14 protein-coding genes are annotated in these 17,421 nt (G+C 44.9%); all 14 read right to left on the bottom strand.

Going from position 1 to position 17,421, the window contains the following annotated elements; all coding sequences use genetic code 11:
* Positions 1–399: 399 nt before the first annotated feature.
* The 14 genes from G9Q97_RS11460 to G9Q97_RS11395 all read right to left on the bottom strand — a co-directional run bounded on the left by G9Q97_RS11460 (position 400) and on the right by G9Q97_RS11395 (position 17,371).
* Complete coding sequence (locus tag G9Q97_RS11460) at positions 400–1,098, bottom strand: DUF3307 domain-containing protein (RefSeq protein WP_166146945.1); 699 nt, start codon at positions 1,096–1,098, stop codon at positions 400–402.
* Positions 1,095–1,709 carry a hypothetical protein gene (locus G9Q97_RS11455; protein WP_166146943.1) on the bottom strand — a complete coding sequence of 205 codons (615 nt, stop codon included), beginning with the start codon at positions 1,707–1,709 and terminating at the stop codon, positions 1,095–1,097. Before G9Q97_RS11455 ends, G9Q97_RS11460 begins: the two co-directional genes overlap by 4 nt.
* An 87-nt stretch (positions 1,710–1,796) precedes the next feature.
* The gene (locus G9Q97_RS11450) at positions 1,797–3,500 is read right to left on the bottom strand and encodes an L-lactate permease (protein WP_166146941.1); all 1,704 of its coding nucleotides are present in this window, start codon (positions 3,498–3,500) and stop codon (positions 1,797–1,799) included.
* A 16-nt stretch (positions 3,501–3,516) separates the two neighbouring features.
* Entirely contained in the window at positions 3,517–5,403 is a 1,887-nt protein-coding gene (locus G9Q97_RS11445) for an aldolase/citrate lyase/malate synthase family protein (RefSeq protein WP_166146940.1), read from the bottom strand.
* 87 nt (positions 5,404–5,490) lie between these two features.
* Positions 5,491–6,621: a YncE family protein gene (locus G9Q97_RS11440; protein WP_222851973.1), complete on the bottom strand. Its 1,131-nt coding sequence runs from the start codon at positions 6,619–6,621 to the stop codon at positions 5,491–5,493.
* A gap of 125 nt (positions 6,622–6,746) precedes the next feature.
* Positions 6,747–7,682, bottom strand: coding sequence for an RraA family protein (locus G9Q97_RS11435; protein ID WP_394352987.1), 936 nt, complete (start codon positions 7,680–7,682; stop codon positions 6,747–6,749).
* Between the two features lie 114 nt (positions 7,683–7,796).
* Positions 7,797–9,152 (bottom strand): mandelate racemase/muconate lactonizing enzyme family protein, encoded by a 1,356-nt coding sequence (locus G9Q97_RS11430; protein WP_246255633.1) that lies wholly within the window; start codon positions 9,150–9,152, stop codon positions 7,797–7,799.
* 148 nt (positions 9,153–9,300) lie between these two features.
* A complete protein-coding gene (locus G9Q97_RS11425; protein ID WP_166146936.1) occupies positions 9,301–10,578 on the bottom strand; it encodes a mandelate racemase/muconate lactonizing enzyme family protein in 1,278 nt (425 codons plus the stop codon).
* Positions 10,579–10,670: 92 nt separating this feature from the next.
* Positions 10,671–11,621 (bottom strand): RraA family protein, encoded by a 951-nt coding sequence (locus G9Q97_RS11420; protein ID WP_166146934.1) that lies wholly within the window; start codon positions 11,619–11,621, stop codon positions 10,671–10,673.
* An 82-nt stretch (positions 11,622–11,703) separates the two neighbouring features.
* Positions 11,704–13,017, bottom strand: coding sequence for an enolase C-terminal domain-like protein (locus G9Q97_RS11415; protein WP_166146932.1), 1,314 nt, complete (start codon positions 13,015–13,017; stop codon positions 11,704–11,706).
* Between the two features lie 33 nt (positions 13,018–13,050).
* Positions 13,051–13,929: a 2-hydroxy-3-oxopropionate reductase gene (locus G9Q97_RS11410; protein ID WP_166146930.1), complete on the bottom strand. Its 879-nt coding sequence runs from the start codon at positions 13,927–13,929 to the stop codon at positions 13,051–13,053.
* Positions 13,930–13,983: 54 nt separating this feature from the next.
* Positions 13,984–15,144: a mannonate dehydratase gene (locus tag G9Q97_RS11405; RefSeq protein ID WP_166146928.1), complete on the bottom strand. Its 1,161-nt coding sequence runs from the start codon at positions 15,142–15,144 to the stop codon at positions 13,984–13,986.
* 23 nt (positions 15,145–15,167) lie between these two features.
* Complete coding sequence (locus tag G9Q97_RS11400) at positions 15,168–16,601, bottom strand: GntP family permease (protein WP_187357721.1); 1,434 nt, start codon at positions 16,599–16,601, stop codon at positions 15,168–15,170.
* Positions 16,598–17,371, bottom strand: coding sequence for an HpcH/HpaI aldolase family protein (locus G9Q97_RS11395; protein WP_166146926.1), 774 nt, complete (start codon positions 17,369–17,371; stop codon positions 16,598–16,600). Before G9Q97_RS11395 ends, G9Q97_RS11400 begins: the two co-directional genes overlap by 4 nt.
* Between the last annotated feature and the right edge of the window lie 50 nt (positions 17,372–17,421).

Here is a 17,421-nt window from a genome sequence, read left to right as displayed (position 1 = left end):
GACCTTGGGGCCGGGTTTAAAAAAACGGATGCCTAAATCTCAAATATTCTTTTATCTTATTGCTGTTTGATGATTTAAAGGTAACAGATAAAAAATGGTAAATATAATATTTTACGATATTTTTTACCTTTAAAATGAACAAAACATTTTTTTAATTTTGAAAAACATAATCAATTGTATAGATTATTTTATACCAACTATTTTGCATTTGCCAAAGACTTAAAAGGGATTTATCCAATTTAGCCTACTTAAAATCAATTGGTTACAAGGTTTTTAACAGGCTATGGCAGAGGCAGCCTGGGAAATTTTATTTGCTTCTCGCCTGCTCATTCCATCAACAGTAAAAAAAGATTCTTTTATGGTTCCAAAAAGGGGATTTATAGATCCATTCTTTTACGTTCAAAATTGATCGTACATCCAGCCACTTAAAATAGCCAATCCAAAACTCAATAAAGTTCCAATCAAAATATACTCCGTCAATTTTCTATCCTTTGACTGCCGGAGATCTCCAAATCTAAAAACTGATTTTGCGGCTACCAAAAACCCTATGGCCTCCCATCTTCCCGCCATGATAAATACAAATACAAACCAGCGCTCCAGTATACCTATATATTGGCCTGCTTTATCCAGCGAAGCGGAATGATCATCCGGCAGCGGGTTCCATCTGGAAATAATGGTCTTGATGATCACGGATGAAGGTAAAGATAAAAACACAAAAATTGTGGCTGCCAGCCAATGCTTGTCCCTGAGCTGAAAAATCCAGTCAAACAGGGAATGGTCATAGTACCATACTGCGACAAGTAAAGTAAGAAAATGGCCGGATTGGTCGATAAAAAACCAATACCGCCTGCTTTGCTCATTTTGAGCATATAATTTTATCAGGTCAATGAGCCCATGGGCCATTGTGATTCCCAAAGCATAGGGCCAAAAATCAATATCGGCTACCAGAAGCATCAGTAACAAGCCATGTACCAGCAAATGCAGGTACAGTTGATAAGCACCCATCTTTTTCCTTTCCTTAGCTGCTACCCACTTCCTGGGTTGAAAAACAAAATCTCCTAATAAATGGGCCAATATGAGCTTAATTAAAATGATCATGACAAGTACATTTCCAATTTACGGGGAAAATAATCCAACAAAGCACTGATTGCATCAAACCTGGCTCTGGTTAACCTGGCACTTATGGCATGCTGGCTGATTCCCTCCATCTCCCCAAGTTCCCGCTGTGTTTTTTCGGGGTGCTTCATGACCAGGTAAACCGTCCTGGCTGAATTTTCTGTCCATTCATCCATTACTGTCAGCGCTAATTTCAACATTAGGTTAATTTCCTGATCAAATACATCAAAGGGACTTTTTATCAGCAAAGCCTGGTTGCTTTTTGACAGGTTCTCAAATGCTTCCCCAGAATGTATATAGGCTGTTCCGTTGTTTTCCAGAAGGCGTTTTGACCTGAAATTTTCATCTCCCAAACCGATACCCATCCTGATATCCAAGGGAGCTATTGATTTGATCCTTGCCTTCATGCTGATAGCAACCTGCAGCAGATCCGCAGGATCCTGCAATTTCAATTGAAAGCTGTCTCCCCGGTAGATGTCCCAGTCCTCTCCTGTTTTGCCCCAAATCCCCAACTCAGCCTTTAGCAGCCCCATCCATTTTTCTGCTGGTACCATCCTGGAATCCTTGATGTCTCCGGTTATGATTGCAATCATTATAATATCCTGTTATTAAACGATAATTAAATATATCACATTAGAACATGATAATCAATTTTATCAATTAAAAAGATGATAATTTTACTAAACATTGATCAAAAAGCGATCCACCACTCCTATCAGACCAATTAGAAGCATCCCTATCAATCCTGTAAAAATCAAATAATAAAGGGTAGGTAAAACAGTTTTCCTCAGTACACTCCCCTCTTTGCCCAACAAACCCACCGTAGCTGAAGCAGCCACCACGTTATGGATAGCGATCATGTTACCTGCGGCTGCTCCCACGGCTTGCAAGGCCAGGATCCAGGTGGGGGCCATTCCCAACTTGTCGGCAACACCATACTGAAAAAGACTGAACATCAGATTGCTGACAGTATTGCTTCCGGCTATAAATGCACCTAAAGCTCCAATCATGGGGGCAAAAAAAGGATAAATCATCCCTACCTTTCCTGCCGTCCATTCAGCCATTAAAATTGGCATGGCTACCAAGCCTGAATCATTTTCTCCGGAATTGATGTATACCCTCACCATGGCCACGGCAAATAGCAGTACAGCTCCTGCCTTCAGGATCATCAAACCGCTATCTCTTAAAGCAAGCTTCACCGAAGCACCCTTCATCTGATGGAGAAAATAGGTCATGCAACAAACCAATAAAAGGATGGTCCCTGGCAAATAAAAGGGGGTACTGCTGCCTGAAATGTTGGTGCCCAAAATACCTTCCAGACCAAATGATATACCAGTAAGCCAGGCTTTAACGGGCAATTGGGGTAATCGGCTGATGACCAATAAAATGGCCAGAAAAACATATGGCATCCAGGCCTTAATCAAAGTTACCCTGGCAACCGAATTCTTGGAGCCGGCAGCAGGGATATTTAAGGTACCTTTCCATGCAGGTGGCCAGGCATCGGAAGCTTCCAAACCCCAAACCTTCCGCGGAACCAAAAAGCCAATTTTAGCCGCTGTGACCACTAAAGCCAAACCAACCAAGGAGCCAATCAATGAAGGGAATTCTGGCCCAAGGTAAATTCCTGTTATCAAATAAGGCAATGTAAAGCAAAAGCCAGCAAACAAGGCGAAGGGAAAAATTTGGAGACCTTCCCTCCATGATCTGTTTTTTCCAAAAAACCGGCAAAGCATCAATACCATCAAAAATGGCATCAGAGTTCCCACAACTGCATGAATAATGGCCGCGTTGGCGGTGACTTTGAGCAACACTTCTGAAAATTCCCAACCGAGTAAATCTAGTCTGGAAGTCAATTCGGGACTTTCCAGACCACCCCTTATCCCTACCAATATAGGCGTACCTACGGCCCCGAATGTTACCGCTGTACTTTGCACCATCATTCCCAAAACCACCGCAGCCAGGGCCGGAAAGCCCAGGGCCACCAGTAAGGGGGCAACAATTGCCGCAGGGGTACCGAAGCCAGCTGCGCCTTCGATGAATGACCCAAAAAGCCAAACAATGATGATCACCTGTACCCTCCTGTCTGCACTAATTCCCTGAAAACCATTCCGGATGGTATCCACCCCACCGGAATATTTCAATAAATTGAGTAGCAGTATCGCTGCAAATACAATATACAAAATATCAAAGGTGATGAAAAAACCTTGTATGGTGGCAGCCACAATGGTCAGCAATGACATCTCCCAAAAGATATAGGCCAGAACCGACGTCAGCACAAAAGTTACCGGCATGGTGATCCTGGCAGACAGCCGGAAACCTACCAACATAATTGCGGCAAGTAAAATGGGGAAAAGAGCAAGTAAAAACAGCAGGTTTATCGACATGGCATTCCGGCAAGACTTACAGGGTAAAATCCAGATTTTCAGTGACCCGCTCTCCCTTTTCTTTCAATTTCTTCACATAAAGGTTTATCCTATCTTCCGCAATTTTCAAATCAGTATTATTCAAATTGATATTCAATAAATCGATAAACCAGGGAATTTTAATGTCCTCTTTGACGTACACGTCAACGATTTTCCTTGCAATTGGAAGGGTTGTATCTTTAGATGCATTGTACACATCTTTGTTATTGGCGTTCAGCAGCTTATCATATTCCTCTTTAAGTAATTTATCGAATACTTTTTCAGTAAAAGTATCCCCTTGGACCAAGCCTGTTTCGGAATCATCTTCCGTTATTTCAGCGCCTTTGTGAAGCCATTCCCAAAGAATACTTAAACGGATTTCTCCTGTAGCCATATCTTCCATCAGGTAAAGGACATCATCATCTCCAAAGAAATCAGCAGGTTTCAGAGCTGCAGCCTGCATGCCCTGCCCAAAGGCATTGCCATATTGCAAACCAACACTCAACAGGTTTCTGGCTCCTCTGATGGTCCTTGGTGCTTTTTCTAGTAGTATCAAGCCAGCTGCATCCTCGGCAGAATAAGTCAACGGTGGAAATTTTCTTCCCAATTGATTGGCTTCACCTTTCTTTTCCCATACCGGGCGAATAATGTGAACCATTTTCCAATGCGCTACCCATTTGCCACTTGCTCCCTCCCGCTGCTCTCTCTCTGCTCCTGAAATGGCTTTATTCATACTGTTGCTCACGCCTTCTTCTGAGCCCACCGGTATATTAGGCTCCATTCCTCCTTGCCAAAGGGCGAAATTCCCAAGCTTATCAGCCGTATTGACTGCCCTTCTTACCCGGTCTTCGTAATTTCTCATGTAACCATAGGTCATTCCTATGGATTCTATATTTGGGTTGATAAAGGAAGGATCCCAGGCCATGGCATCGGATACGCTATTGATATAATCCCACCTGCCGGTATTGTATCCAACAAAATGTTTGCCCAGGGCTGCCCTGATTTCCATCAGCTGATAAGTTGCCTCAAGTTGTTCCACCAAAACATAAACCTTTACCTCTCCTTCTTCCAATCCAAGGTGTTTTTCCAGATGGGATATGATCTTGTTCCATAAAGCCGCTTCTTCAGCTGTCTGGATCTTTGGCAGGTAAAGCACGATAGACGAACCTTTTTCCCTGAGCGCCTGATAATTATTGGTCACATATAGCGCAAGATCTGCAATAGAGGCAGAAAAAGAAGCGCCATCTTTCATGCGCAGGTGTCTGTCATCCAGATGGAGGCCCCTGGCCCTAAAAATCACGGTAGTAAAATCCAACTGTGATTTATATTCCCGGATCTTCTCCTCTCCAAAAAATCCTTTGGACCAGCTGTTCATTTGTGCTGCCACCTGTTCAGCCACAGTTAAAAAAACGGGTTCCCGATGAATGGCCAACTTTAGGTTTCTTTGATTATCCAGCGACATGGTACCCGTTTGACCCAAAGCATCTTCACCATCAAACATCCAACCGTCGGCCCCTGACAACAGCGCATAGGCTACATTTCGTATACTGCTTTCCAAAGGGGCGTTGGGTTTGGCACCCGGCCCTGTACCCTGAACCCACTGCCTTTGCAGGTCTTTGGGTATGGGCGTTCCTTCAAATTTCCCGCTTCTTGCATCTTCCACTTTGATTGAAGTACCGGGGATATTGGTAGAAGGGTCTAAAAAATCAATCCGCTTTTGCTTTTGCCTTCGTTCCTGCCTCCTGCGCAAACGGACTTCCATTAACTTTTTCACCTCCGCATTAAAAGGTGCCATTATTTCCAGGGCAGACAATACCTCATCGGTATAGACATCCTGATATTCCTGATATAAATTATTGCGGATAATGATACTTTTTTCACTCATAGGTTACACAATTGAGGTTTAAATGATCTAAGGATATTTTTACGAATGGCTTTAAAATTTATGTTTGTTGCAACAGAAAAATCTTTTTTATTTTCTGCCTAAACCAAACTGGTCTCCGGCAGCTATGGCCTTTTTGTTTTCCAGGTGCACTTCAATCATTTTTTCACTGGCAACGTAATTGTAAAATTCATCCTGGAGCGTATAGAGAATGGACCTTGTTTTCACATCAATTACCTCTCCACTGGAAGGATAGGCGTACTTACCATCCAGACTAAAGGTAACCCAGCCTGGCATGTCTTGAAGGGGGATCGTCGTCAATTGTTGATAGGGAGGTTTTGCACTGAAAACATGCAGGCGCATGTTGTGACCATCGCTGATCCATATTTCCTCCTCGTCTGGTGTCAACCCTATGCCGTGACTGGGGTTGCCGTGTCTTCTGACAGGACCCTTGTCCCAGCCCTCCACCACCACCTGTGCCAATTTTTTCCCGGACTTTAGGTCGCCCACCTCAAAACCCAACAAATCATTCACATTAACAAATACAAGACTTTCATCGCTATTGATGGTAAAAGGTCGGATACCATTGGAAAAGGGCCCTATTTTTTTAGCCACTGTATGGTTTTCTGTTTCTGCCACATGCAATAAGGGGGAAGCAATATCGGCCATATAAACCTGCCTTCCTGATGGCCCATAGATGGTATTATGGGCTCTTTGTACCACTTTGATTGTAGTAATCAAATCACCCGTCTCGCAATCCACCACATTCCAAAAGTCTTTTTCAAGAGAGGGCATGTACATGGTCAGCCCATCGGGTGAGATGGACATGCGGTCTGCCCCACCCTCATATTGCCTTTCCCAAACCAACTCTTCGGTTTCTAGGTCTATCCTTTGCAGACCCTCAAGGGTGCTGATAAAAATACTGTTCAGTGGAATGCTGATATCTATCCCTTTCACATTGGAGGGAGTTCCATCTGCTTTGAAACCTCTGGTAGGTATTCTTTTTACAAATTTGTGCTCATTGTCCATGTCAAAAACCAGCAATCCGTGACCACCATATCCCAGGTAATTTCTTATTCCGGGTACAGCTACATATAAATACCTTTTACCCGCGACTGATTGGTCTTCGCCGTTCGTTTGCGGATAAGCCGGTGAGAAAAATGCGCTCAGGAAAAAAAGAAAAAATACGACAACAGCACAAAAGGGCTTAAAGGTTTTCATTAATTTGGGTTTATCATTCATAACGGTGAGCATTAATATAATACCAAAGACCCTATCAAACAAATGATTGGTTTGAATAAAAAATTAAATCCCTTTCAACCGGAGCCGAAAGGGATTTTTACGGATTACCAATTGCGTTCTTTAAGATAGGCATCCAACTCCTCCCTGCTCATGGGCAGGTCCTGCTTGTCGTTAAGCCAATTCAAAAAATCCTCTTTGATGGCATCACTCCAGCGACTGTCTATTTCACCGGCGGTATACTTTTGCTCCCTGAGTCGCTGATGGCCGAATTGGTCCCTAAGGGCCGTAAATTCCGCATTGATGACCAGGTCTGCGACCAGATAAGCCGGGATAAAAATCACACCCCATTTATTGGCCAAAACCGCATCTCCGGGCAAAACAGTTGCCCTGCCCATTCGGATGGGATAATTAATGGTGGTCAGCATCATTTCCTGAATATAAGAAGGATCATGACCTTTGATCCAGGCATTGAACCCGTCAATTTTACTAAGACCTGCCATATCCCTTACCGAACCGTTGAAAATTACCCCATTGCCAGAATTGGCATAAATGGCGTTACCGAGGTTGTCACCTATCAGGGTACCATCCACGATTTTTCCGTATCCATCCGCAACATAAACGTCGCCATCTACCAATACATCTATTGGCCAGGAATTTGTTCCCCCGGATTGGGCCCTGTTTTCTTCTTTACCAATCTCTTTAACCAACTCATTAACATCTTCCCTGAATGGCATGTATTGGGCCGTTACAGCCCTTCCAGTCAATACTTCGTCTTCTTTTAAGATAATCCAGTCATTTTCGAATTGGTTGTTGTAACCATTATTCCGCAAGATGCCCCAGGCCTCCTCCATAGAAATCCCCTTGAGTCTTTCCAGTAGATCATCCGGGATTTTTGGACGCCCATCAGGGAATCTTTCCCCATCCCAGGATGAAGTAAGGGCCCTGATCTGATCCGGAGTTGGGGAAATCTGTTGGGAAAATCCCAATCCGGTAAAAGTGAGACACAAAACAAAAGATACCAGCGTTATTCTAATCATCATTTTAGGTTTAAATAGTTTTTTTCGTCAATTTCTTGAAAAGAACCTAATAAAGCAACCCATATCCCATGCTTTTATCCAAGTGGTTACAGATTCTCTCCATAGGGTTCGGGAATTTCAACTCCACCACCTGTCATTGGAGCGGTCAGTATTCCACTCCTCAGTAGGAGCAAAATAGGATGTACCTTCTACCAGGTGCTGCTTGATTACCTCTTCATTCAACTCAACTCCTAGTCCCGGGCCTTCGGGAACCTTGGCAAACCCATTTACAACCAAGGGCTTGGGTATATTTTTTACCATGTCTTCCCACCAGGGAATATCAACGGAGTGGTGCTCCAGGGAAATAAAATTCTCAGTAGCTGCCGCACAATGGATATTGGCCATAAATGAGACCGGAGTGCCTGCAAAATGCATGGCCATGGGAATTCCCTGCTCTTCAGCATAATCGCCTATTTTTTTGGTTTCCAGGATACCTCCCGAAGATGCCAAATCCGGTTGTATCATGTCAATGGCCCTGGCATCTATCAATTTTATGAATTCTTCTTTTAAAAAGATATCCTCTCCTGTCAAGGTAGGTGTCTTGATGGCATCAGTGATTTGCTTCCATTTTTCCGTATAAAACCAGGGCACCATGTCTTCCAGCCAGGCCAGGCGATAGGGCTCCAATGCTTCTCCCAAGCGGATGCATTCCTTATAATCAAAATGGCCAAAATGATCTGCTGCCAGAGGTATATCATATCCCACCTTTCTTCTTACCGCCGCCACATATTCTACCATCTCTGCCACACCTTTGTCGGTAAGCTGCACGCCGGTAAAAGGATGGGCGGTTCTACTGTAGCTACCATATTCAGATGTCCATTTATTCCCTTTATCAAATGCTTTGGTATTGACCACAGAACCCTCATTGTCCCGGACCATTTGTACCCCAAAATCCATTTTGAGAAAGGTATAGCCCAGATCCATTCTTGCCTTTAGGCGATCCGCAAAAACCTCCGGGTCTTTTGATTGGGTAGTATCGGAATAAAGCCGAATCTCATCCCTGTACTTCCCGCCCAACATTTGATAAACCGGGATATTATAGGCTTTCCCTGCCAAATCCCAAAGGGCCATTTCCACAGCACAAACACCTCCAGCCTGCCGGGCGTGGTTGCCAAACAATTTGATCCTTTTAAATATTCTTTCAATCTGACAGGGGTTTTCCCCCAATAAGCGGCTTTTTAATACGAGGGCATACCTGGCACTGGCTCCATCCCTGACTTCACCCAAACCATAAATTCCCTGGTTGGTATCAATTCTGATGATGGGGCAGCGCATGGGGGCACCTGCCACTTCAGCAATACGGAGATCGGTAATCCTCAGCTCGGAGGGGCTTGAATTTCTGTTTACCTTTTGTGTACTGTGGGCCAGCGTTTCTTCTATTGGCTGGAACATAAAGGCTCCTAAAGTCAGGCCACCTAGTCCTGCTTTCTGCATAAATTCCCTCCTTGAAGGCACCGGCTTCGGATGCAATTCAGACTTCTTTTCTATTTTGTCTTTGCTTTTTCCGGGTAATTTGAACAAGTCATTGAATTTGGGATTGTGATAAGGTTTCATGGTATCTGGGTTTGGTTAATTGATAGGCTTATTCAAAAAAGGGTATCCCCTTCACGGCATATTTCTTCATCCCCTCCTCGTTGATCTCCACCCCTATACCTGGTTTCTCTGAAAGGCTGATAAATCCATCCTGGGTTCTGGGACCATCATAGCTGACAATATCCTGCCACATCTGGTCGGTATCCATATATATTTGCCATTCCATAATCTGAAAATTGGGTACAGATGCACAAACGTGACAAGAGGCCATCGCTCCTAAAAAGGATGCTACCATATGGGGACTGAAAGGAACGTAATACAGATTGGCCAAATTGGCTATTCGCTGGGCTTCGCCCAATCCTCCGGCTTTCTGAATATCCGGCATGATAATGTCTGCCCCGCCCTGGTTCAACAAATTGACAAATCCATAGGCCAGGTAGATGTTTTCACCGGTACAAATAGGCGTTGAGGTTTCTCTGGTTAGCTTTTGGTAAAGGTCAGGATTGTCTGCAGGTAAAGGTTCTTCCAGCCACATCAGGTCAAGATCTTCATACTTTTGGGCCATCTTAACCCCGGTAATAAAGTCATACCTGCCATGCATGTCCACACAAATATCTATATCAGGCCCAACTTCTTCCCTGACCGCAGCAATGGCATTATACATCCTTTCAATCTCAGGAGGGCTGGCTGTCCAGTTGAAGCGGTCATATTTATTTGGATCCCGCCCGTCGTCCACATCAAATTTAACAGCAGTGTACCCCCGGTCCACCGCACCTCTGGCCGCTTCCGCATAGTCCGAGGGGCTGGGGTTTGTTGCTGTATATAGGGCTGTATCACAGTAAACCCTGACTTTGTCCCGAAATTTTCCGCCCAATAACTGGTACACTGGTACATTATATACTTTTCCGGTAATGTCCCAAAGGGCTGTTTCTATGGCTGTCAATACGGCAACGAAAACACCTGATTGGGCCCCACCAAAAAATGCCCCTTTTCTCAACTGCTCGGCAAGTCTATTGGGGTTTAATGGGTTTTGTCCCCTGATTTGATTGCCCAATCTTTTGACCAGGTGATAAGTACCATGAATGGCATCCACAGCCTCCCCGCAGCCCCAAACATCCTGGTTGGTATATACTTTTACATAAACAGCCCCCCTTACGTAGCCACATTTGACATCTGTGATTTTCAGGTCAGAGGGATTGGAAGCTGATGGCATCCTTTCCACTGCCGCAGAAAGGCCGGAACCATAATTGGAAAGAAAGGCGGCCCCTGTAATCCCAGCCAAAGTAGTCTTGGAAAGAAAGGACCTTCTGTTCAATTTGTTTTGCATAATGGTGTATTTTGAGGTTTATTCATTCTTCATACCTATTTGTTAAACCTTTAGGTAAAAAAAGAAAATAGATTTGATTTGCTGAATCAGCTTTACCAGGTACGGTTTTTTAGAATTTCCTGAACCTGCTCCCTGGGTACCGGCAATTCATCGATGTGTTCATTCAGCCAGCCGGAGAAATCCTTTTCTATTTCATCAGACCAGCGGGTATCGATCTGTCCAGCTGAATAAACCCCTGCCCGAAGCCTTTCGTGTCCAAACATGTCCCTGAGCCTTACAATTTCTGAGGTGACGACAACCTTTTCTGCCAGGTGAGGAGGAATAAACGAAACGGCCCCATCCCTTCCCAGGACAACATCTCCTGCCATCACGGTCGCTTGCCGTATTTTGGTGGGCTGGTTGATCCCAATAAGCATGGTATTTAAATTCCCTCTTTGGTTATGGTGAGAGGGATGATAACTGGTAAAAAAGGAGGTAAATCCTTCTATTTCTCGCAATCCCACAATATCCCTGATAGCACCGTCGTAAACAATCCCGTTTCCCGAACGGGCAAATATGGCATTTCCCACATTGTCGCCGATCGTAGGGCCGTCTATATGAGCCCCAAACTGGTCAGCCACATAAACATCGCCCTGAACCAATACATCTACGGGCCAGGAATTCTGTCCTTTTTTTCCTGCTGCCTTACCCCTTTTATCGATGGCATCGTGTATATCCGGCCTGCCTGGCATAAAGGTAGCCGTGACCGCCCTGCCCACCAGTATACTATCCGGATGGATGGTTTCCCAACCTTCCGCATATTGGTACTTGTATCCTTCATTTTTCATGACCGCCCAGGCCTCGTCGTGGGTTACCTCCTTCATGCGCTGAATGATATCATCCGGGACTTTTGGCCTGCCGTCTTCAAATCGTTCCCCTTCCCAGAGGGGGGTGAGGAAAAGCATTTCCTCTTTGGTAATTTGTTGGGCGTTCAGCGGATTAACCACAAGGAAAAGGAACGCTGAGAAAACAAATTGCTGAAAAATGATACCGATTTGCTTCATGTTGTTTTTTTTAACTATTTTCCTAAAAACAGGTCTTTTGTTCTATTAAGAATACAAATTGTGGACTATTGAAAGTATTCTATTACCATCTGGTCTTTTGAAAAGTCCAATCTGGATGCACTTTTTTCATTTCAATTTCATCGTCCCTCTTTTTAAGGCCGCTATCCAGGTATTGCTGATGGAGTTTTGCAAGAGCATCACGATCCAATTCAACACCCAGTCCCGGTCCGGATGGCACAGCCACAGCACCATCCTGGAATTTCATGGCACCTCCTTCGATGATTTCTTCCGACTGCCAGGGGTAATGGGTATCCAGGGCGTAGGGAAGTTGGGGAAGCGCTGCTCCCAGGTGGACCATGGCTGCCAGGGAAATTCCCAGATGACTGTTGGAATGCATGGAAAGGTGTCGGCCAAAGGTGTCACATAGCCTGGATAATTCCATGGAAGCCCTCAAGCCACCCCAGAAATGGTGGTCACTCAGAATAATGTCCTCGGATCCCAAAGCAATACCCGAAGGGATTTCATCAAATGAAGTAGTACACATGTTGGTGGCCAGTGGGGTGCGGATCATTTTTCGCAACCAGGCCATGTTTTCCTGCCCCCTTACCGGATCTTCCAGGTACTCCAAAATCGGCTCCATGATTTTACCATATTTCAGGGCGGTTTCCGGTTTCCAAATGGCATTTGGATCAAATCTCAGTGGAACTCCCCCACCAAATTCCTGGAAAAGGGCCTGCATACTGGCCACTTCCAGTTCTGGTTCAAAAGCCCCTCCCTTTAATTTAATGGATTGAAAACCATAGGCTTTACACATGGCCCGTGCCTGTACAACAATCCCTTCCGGATCTATGGCTTTCTCCTGCCTTGCAGCATCCCAGCCGGTAGCGGAAGTATTCTTAGCAAAGCCCAGTTTACCTCCTGCCCCCTCATATTTAAAAAAAAGATAAGCCGCAAAGGGGACTGCATCCCTCATCTTTCCTCCCAGCAAATCAACTACAGGCCGGTTAACAATTTTGCCTATGATATCCAGACATGCCACCTCCAATGCTGAAAATATATGGACCAGTTTTCTTTGATCCCAAGGCGCATCACCCCGATCAAAACTGGAGTCCTTACCAAACCAGGCCTCCAGCTCTTGTTGAATTTTACCCAATTGATAGACATCTTTGCCGATAATAATTGAGGAAGCTTCCCGTAAGGCCGCATCAATAGCCTCATTGCCGGGAATTTCACTGATACCCACAATACCGTCTTCTGTTTCCAATTCTACAATGGTACGTAAGGCATATGGTGCATGTAATCCTGCAGCATTAAGCAATGGAGGATCTGTAATGGCAATAGGGGTGATACGGATTTCCCGGATCAAGGGCCCTTTTGCTGAATGAACTTGTTTCATAGGTAAAATAAAATTGGGCTGGTAGGGACTAAATTATTCCTCAAGACCACTGAGCTTTTCCATCAATAAAGCCAGGGCACTGTGGTCTTTTTCATCCAATCCAGCTGCCAGCACCGCATCCATATGACTGGCTACCAAAGCTGACCCATATAGAGGTACTTTAAATTCCTTTCCAGCCATTAATGCAATATTCATGTCCTTGCGGTGCAATTTAATTTTAAAGCCGGGATCAAAATTACGGTCTATTATCCGTTGCCCATGGAGATCCAGAATCCTGCTTTGGGCAAAGCCTCCCAAAAGCGCTTCTCTCATCTTTTCCAGGTTTACACCCGCCTTTTTAGCCAGAGTAAATGATTCAGCCACTGCCTGTATGGTCATTCCCACAATCATCTGGTTACAAGCCTTGGTCATCTGCCCCGCTCCGGCATCGCCTATCAAAACAGCACTTTTTCCCATTATTTCAAATAATGGTTTTACCTTTTCATAGGCTTCCTGGCTTCCACCTACCATAATGGAAAGGTTTCCTGACTCAGCTCCAACTTGTCCTCCGGAAACAGGTGCATCCAAGGCTTCAACTCCCTTTTTTTTCATGGCCTCAGCTACTTCCCTTGCTGTGGAAGGCGCAATGGTAGACATGTCTACAAAAATGCTTTTGGATTTAATACCTGCCAATACCCCCTGATCAGCAAAAACCACTTCATTTACTTCCGGAGAATCCGGCAGCATGGTAATGATAATTTCTGCATTTTCAGCTACTTCTTTACAGGTGGAAAATGCAGTGGCACCCTTATGGGTCAAGTCTCCTGCTGCCTTGTTTGTTTTCAGCACAATTAGCTCATGTCCTGCATTCATTAAATTGATAGCCATGGGTTTTCCCATGATTCCCAAACCTATAAATCCTACTTTCGTCATAACAATTAAAATTTTATTTATAATACATATTGAAAATTCTAAGATCAGCTGGTATCAGGCTTCATCTTTTACGGCTTGAAGGAGACCGATGATATGGCCATAAGCGAAAGCAAAAGCTTGTAAACCGGCTCCTTCGGCGTCGTGTTGTGGCACATGGTCGGGCATTACCATACCATCAAATTCCACATCCCGCAAAGCCCGGATAACATGAAAGAAATTCATTTCCCCATTATCCGGATAGACTTCCTGAAAATTATTGTAGCGCCCCTTAATATTCCTCAAATGAATATTGAAAATCTGTTTTCGTTTACCCACCCAATCAATAATAGGGAAAATCTCATTTTTAGGATCCCGAAGACCTTCTGCTATGGAACCTATGCAGAAATTAAATCCATGATATGGGCTATCATATAGCTGGGCAAAACGTTTGATACCCTCAAAAACCTCGGGGCTGTTCCACCGCATGATACCATTGTATGCATCTGGTACCGGTGGATCCGCGATGTGATTCCCTAATTTGACCTGGTATTCTTCAGCCACCGGCAGAATTCTGTCCAAAAGATAAGTAATTCTTTCGAAAACTTCATCCGCATCTGCCCTTCCTGCTTTGGTAAGCTGCTGTTCGCGGTTCAATGCCTCCTCGTAATTCCATGTGCTATAGGAGGCATTTCCCCTGGCAGGATCAATCGTTCTTCCAGTGCGTAAAACCGGCAGGATGGTGGTGTTGTAATTCAGAAGTTTAACCCCTGTTTTGGCTGCAACCTCAATCATCTGCTGAACCATTTCTATTTCATGGTCTCTTTCTGGACTTTTTCCCATCATGATGTGGGGAATAATCACCCTGTCAATTCCTGCTGAAGACAAAGGCAGGTGGTAAGCGTCCAGACTGATACCATACTCTTCACAGGCATCCCTTTTCCGAAGGGAATCTTCAAGATCCCAACCCTTTCCTTCAATGAATTTTGGCATGCCGCCATCCATATTGAATACCCCGTGGCGGGCTTTGAAAGCCAGGTTCTCTTCCGAGGTGCCCCCCGATTGACAACCAACTTTCATCAATACCTCCTTTTTTTTGGCTGTTGCTTTGCCAGTCCCCCGTTCAGGACTATTCTCTGTTCCAAAAGCAGCCGAAGCGGCGGCGAATGCCCCGGCTGTTCCTGAGGCAAATAACTTAACAAATTTTCTTCTGTGCAGATCTTTCAGGAAATGTTTCATAAGTCTATGGGTTTATCTGTTTTTTATACCAATGGGAAAAGTTTGGCAGCCACCAAAATGGTAATCAACCCAACTATTCCCATGATTGTCAATAATGGTGAAAAGGTCTTTAATGCTTCTTTTTCCGTAAGGTTGCTCATTTTACATACGATCCAGAAACCACTGTCATTCATCCAGGGGATCAGCTTGGACCCACAGGCAATGGAAAGGCCAAGGTACAGCTGATGGTACTCCAATCCTGCGGTGGACATTCCCGACAATATGCCGGAAGCTGTTATCATGGCTACGGTGGCTGAGCCCTGGGCTGTTCTGACAATGGCCGTGATAAAGAAGGCCAGGGGTATCAGGGCTATCTGAAAGCCCTCGGTCATTGATTCTATCCGGATACTTATCCCGGTTTGCTGAAGCATGGCGCCAAATGCACCACCTGCCGCTGTAATCAAAATAATTACCCCTCCACTGGTCAGGGCAGCCTGAACCGCTCCCTTCATACCAGCTCTTTCCTTATCCTGCTGTAAAAACAATGTGAGCAAAGCGGCCAAAGCCCCCAGAATTAAAGCCATATTTTTCTCCCCCAGGAAATGAATCCCATCAAAAATCACCCCTACCGTACCTCCTGCTGCCTGATCCCAAAAAGTGCTGATGGTAGCACTTCCGGTAATCAATAAAAGCGGGACCAATATGGGGGATAAAGAAAATCCCAGAGATGGCAGTTGGGTACTGTCTTTATCTGCCAGGGATTGAATTTCTTTCAAGGGGGCATCCAATGAATCCCTTAAAGGGATTTGGTTTCTTTTATTGGTCCATACAGCAAAGAGATATCCAGCGGCTGTGGTAACCAGGCCAACCAAAAATCCCCCGACCATCATCATGCCAATAGGAATGTTCATTTCTGCAATCAAAAACAAAGGGCCCGGTGTAGGGGGCACAAGGGAATTGGCCATGGCTGCCCCCGCTGTAATACAAAGTACCAGTAAAAGATAACTTTCCTTAAGGCGCATTGCCATTGCCTTGGCCAGGGGGATCATGAGGTAGAAAACGGTATCAAAAAAAACTGGAATCCCAAGAAAAAAACTACCACTCAGAAATGCCAAAGGGGCATTTTTTTCCCCGGTCAATCCAAGAATGGAACGTACAATCCGTTCTGCTGCCCCACTCATCAGCATGGATTTCCCAATAATCGCCGCCATGGCTATCAGGATACCAATTTTCCCAACCGTGCTCCCAAATGCTCCTGCTATCCTTTCTCCAATAGGTGTGGTTGCCAGGGCTATGGCATTGGCATCAGATTGGCCTTTGCTGAGGGCAAATTCTACAATTGCCGCAGCGGGAGTCATCCATGCCACCACCAATGCCGCAAGAAGCAAAGCAATAAAGGGATTTAACTTGCCTGCTAAAATCCCCCCTACCACAATCAACATCCCTACCAATAAAATAAAAAAGGGGTCCTGTATCATTTTCCTGGTTTTTTGAATTGACTTAGCTTGCTTTGCAAGTCCCGGGCCCCTGAGGCAACAAAGGTAGCATCTGACCCACAGGCTATCAATTGAATACCCATGTCCTGATACTTTCCGAAATCCGAAGGATCAAAGATCAAAATTCCCACAGCTTTGGAAGCATTTTTTGCCGCTTTAACTATTCGGTCTACTGCCTCCAGAAACAGGGGGTGGTTCAGGTCTCCGTCTATTCCCAGCGCAACTGTCAAATCGGCTGGTCCTATGAACAAGGCATCAACGCCGGGAGTTGCGGCTATTTGATCCAGTTCCTCCAGCGCTTCAAGGGTTTCTATTTGGATAACTCCCAAAAGATTTTCCCAGGTACTGGATTTATACTGATTGAAATCCTTACCAAAGCCAGTAGCCCGTACCATTTTGGCCACTCCCCTGATACCTTTTGGTGGGTAATGCATGCCTCGGACGGCTGTTTTGGCTTCCATGGCAGAATTAATCCGGGGACACATGACCCCTTCTGCGCCCAGGTCCAATACGCGGTGAATGCGTTCTTTTTGGTAACTTTCTACCCTGACAATGGCTGCTGCCGGGGTATGCTGCAAAGCCTGAAGCTGGTGCAACAGGTCTTTTGGTTCTCCTGCACCATGCTCCAGGTCTATCAATACCCAATCGAATCCCGATAGCCCCACAATTTCTGCTGTTATTGAACTACCCAGATTAAGCCAGCAGCCTATCAGGGTTTCTCCGGATTTTAATCGTTTTTTAATTTGCTTCATTCAATATAATAGGTTGGTTATTTGGAAGAAAGTACTAAAGTTAGAATTAT

It is taken from the genome of Cyclobacterium plantarum, assembly GCF_011290685.1.
GTDB lineage: Bacteria > Bacteroidota > Bacteroidia > Cytophagales > Cyclobacteriaceae > Cyclobacterium > Cyclobacterium plantarum.
Note: the sequence above shows the minus strand (reverse complement) of the source record. Positions and strands in the feature narration are given on the sequence as shown.

Bases quoted from the DNA above. Each gene is read 5' to 3' on its own strand.
- G9Q97_RS11460 (WP_166146945.1), bottom strand. From the start codon at position 1,098: ATGATCATTTTAATTAAGCTCATATTGGCCCATTTATTAGGAGATTTT.
- G9Q97_RS11455 (WP_166146943.1), bottom strand. From the start codon at position 1,709: ATGATTGCAATCATAACCGGAGACATCAAGGATTCCAGGATGGTACCA.
- G9Q97_RS11450 (WP_166146941.1), bottom strand. From the start codon at position 3,500: ATGTCGATAAACCTGCTGTTTTTACTTGCTCTTTTCCCCATTTTACTT.
- G9Q97_RS11445 (WP_166146940.1), bottom strand. From the start codon at position 5,403: ATGAGTGAAAAAAGTATCATTATCCGCAATAATTTATATCAGGAATAT.
- G9Q97_RS11440 (WP_222851973.1), bottom strand. From the start codon at position 6,621: ATGAAAACCTTTAAGCCCTTTTGTGCTGTTGTCGTATTTTTTCTTTTT.
- G9Q97_RS11435 (WP_394352987.1), bottom strand. From the start codon at position 7,682: ATGATGATTAGAATAACGCTGGTATCTTTTGTTTTGTGTCTCACTTTT.
- G9Q97_RS11430 (WP_246255633.1), bottom strand. From the start codon at position 9,152: ATGCAGAAAGCAGGACTAGGTGGCCTGACTTTAGGAGCCTTTATGTTC.
- G9Q97_RS11425 (WP_166146936.1), bottom strand. From the start codon at position 10,578: ATGCAAAACAAATTGAACAGAAGGTCCTTTCTTTCCAAGACTACTTTG.
- G9Q97_RS11420 (WP_166146934.1), bottom strand. From the start codon at position 11,621: ATGAAGCAAATCGGTATCATTTTTCAGCAATTTGTTTTCTCAGCGTTC.
- G9Q97_RS11415 (WP_166146932.1), bottom strand. From the start codon at position 13,017: ATGAAACAAGTTCATTCAGCAAAAGGGCCCTTGATCCGGGAAATCCGT.
- G9Q97_RS11410 (WP_166146930.1), bottom strand. From the start codon at position 13,929: ATGACGAAAGTAGGATTTATAGGTTTGGGAATCATGGGAAAACCCATG.
- G9Q97_RS11405 (WP_166146928.1), bottom strand. From the start codon at position 15,144: ATGAAACATTTCCTGAAAGATCTGCACAGAAGAAAATTTGTTAAGTTA.
- G9Q97_RS11400 (WP_187357721.1), bottom strand. From the start codon at position 16,601: ATGATACAGGACCCCTTTTTTATTTTATTGGTAGGGATGTTGATTGTG.
- G9Q97_RS11395 (WP_166146926.1), bottom strand. From the start codon at position 17,371: ATGAAGCAAATTAAAAAACGATTAAAATCCGGAGAAACCCTGATAGGC.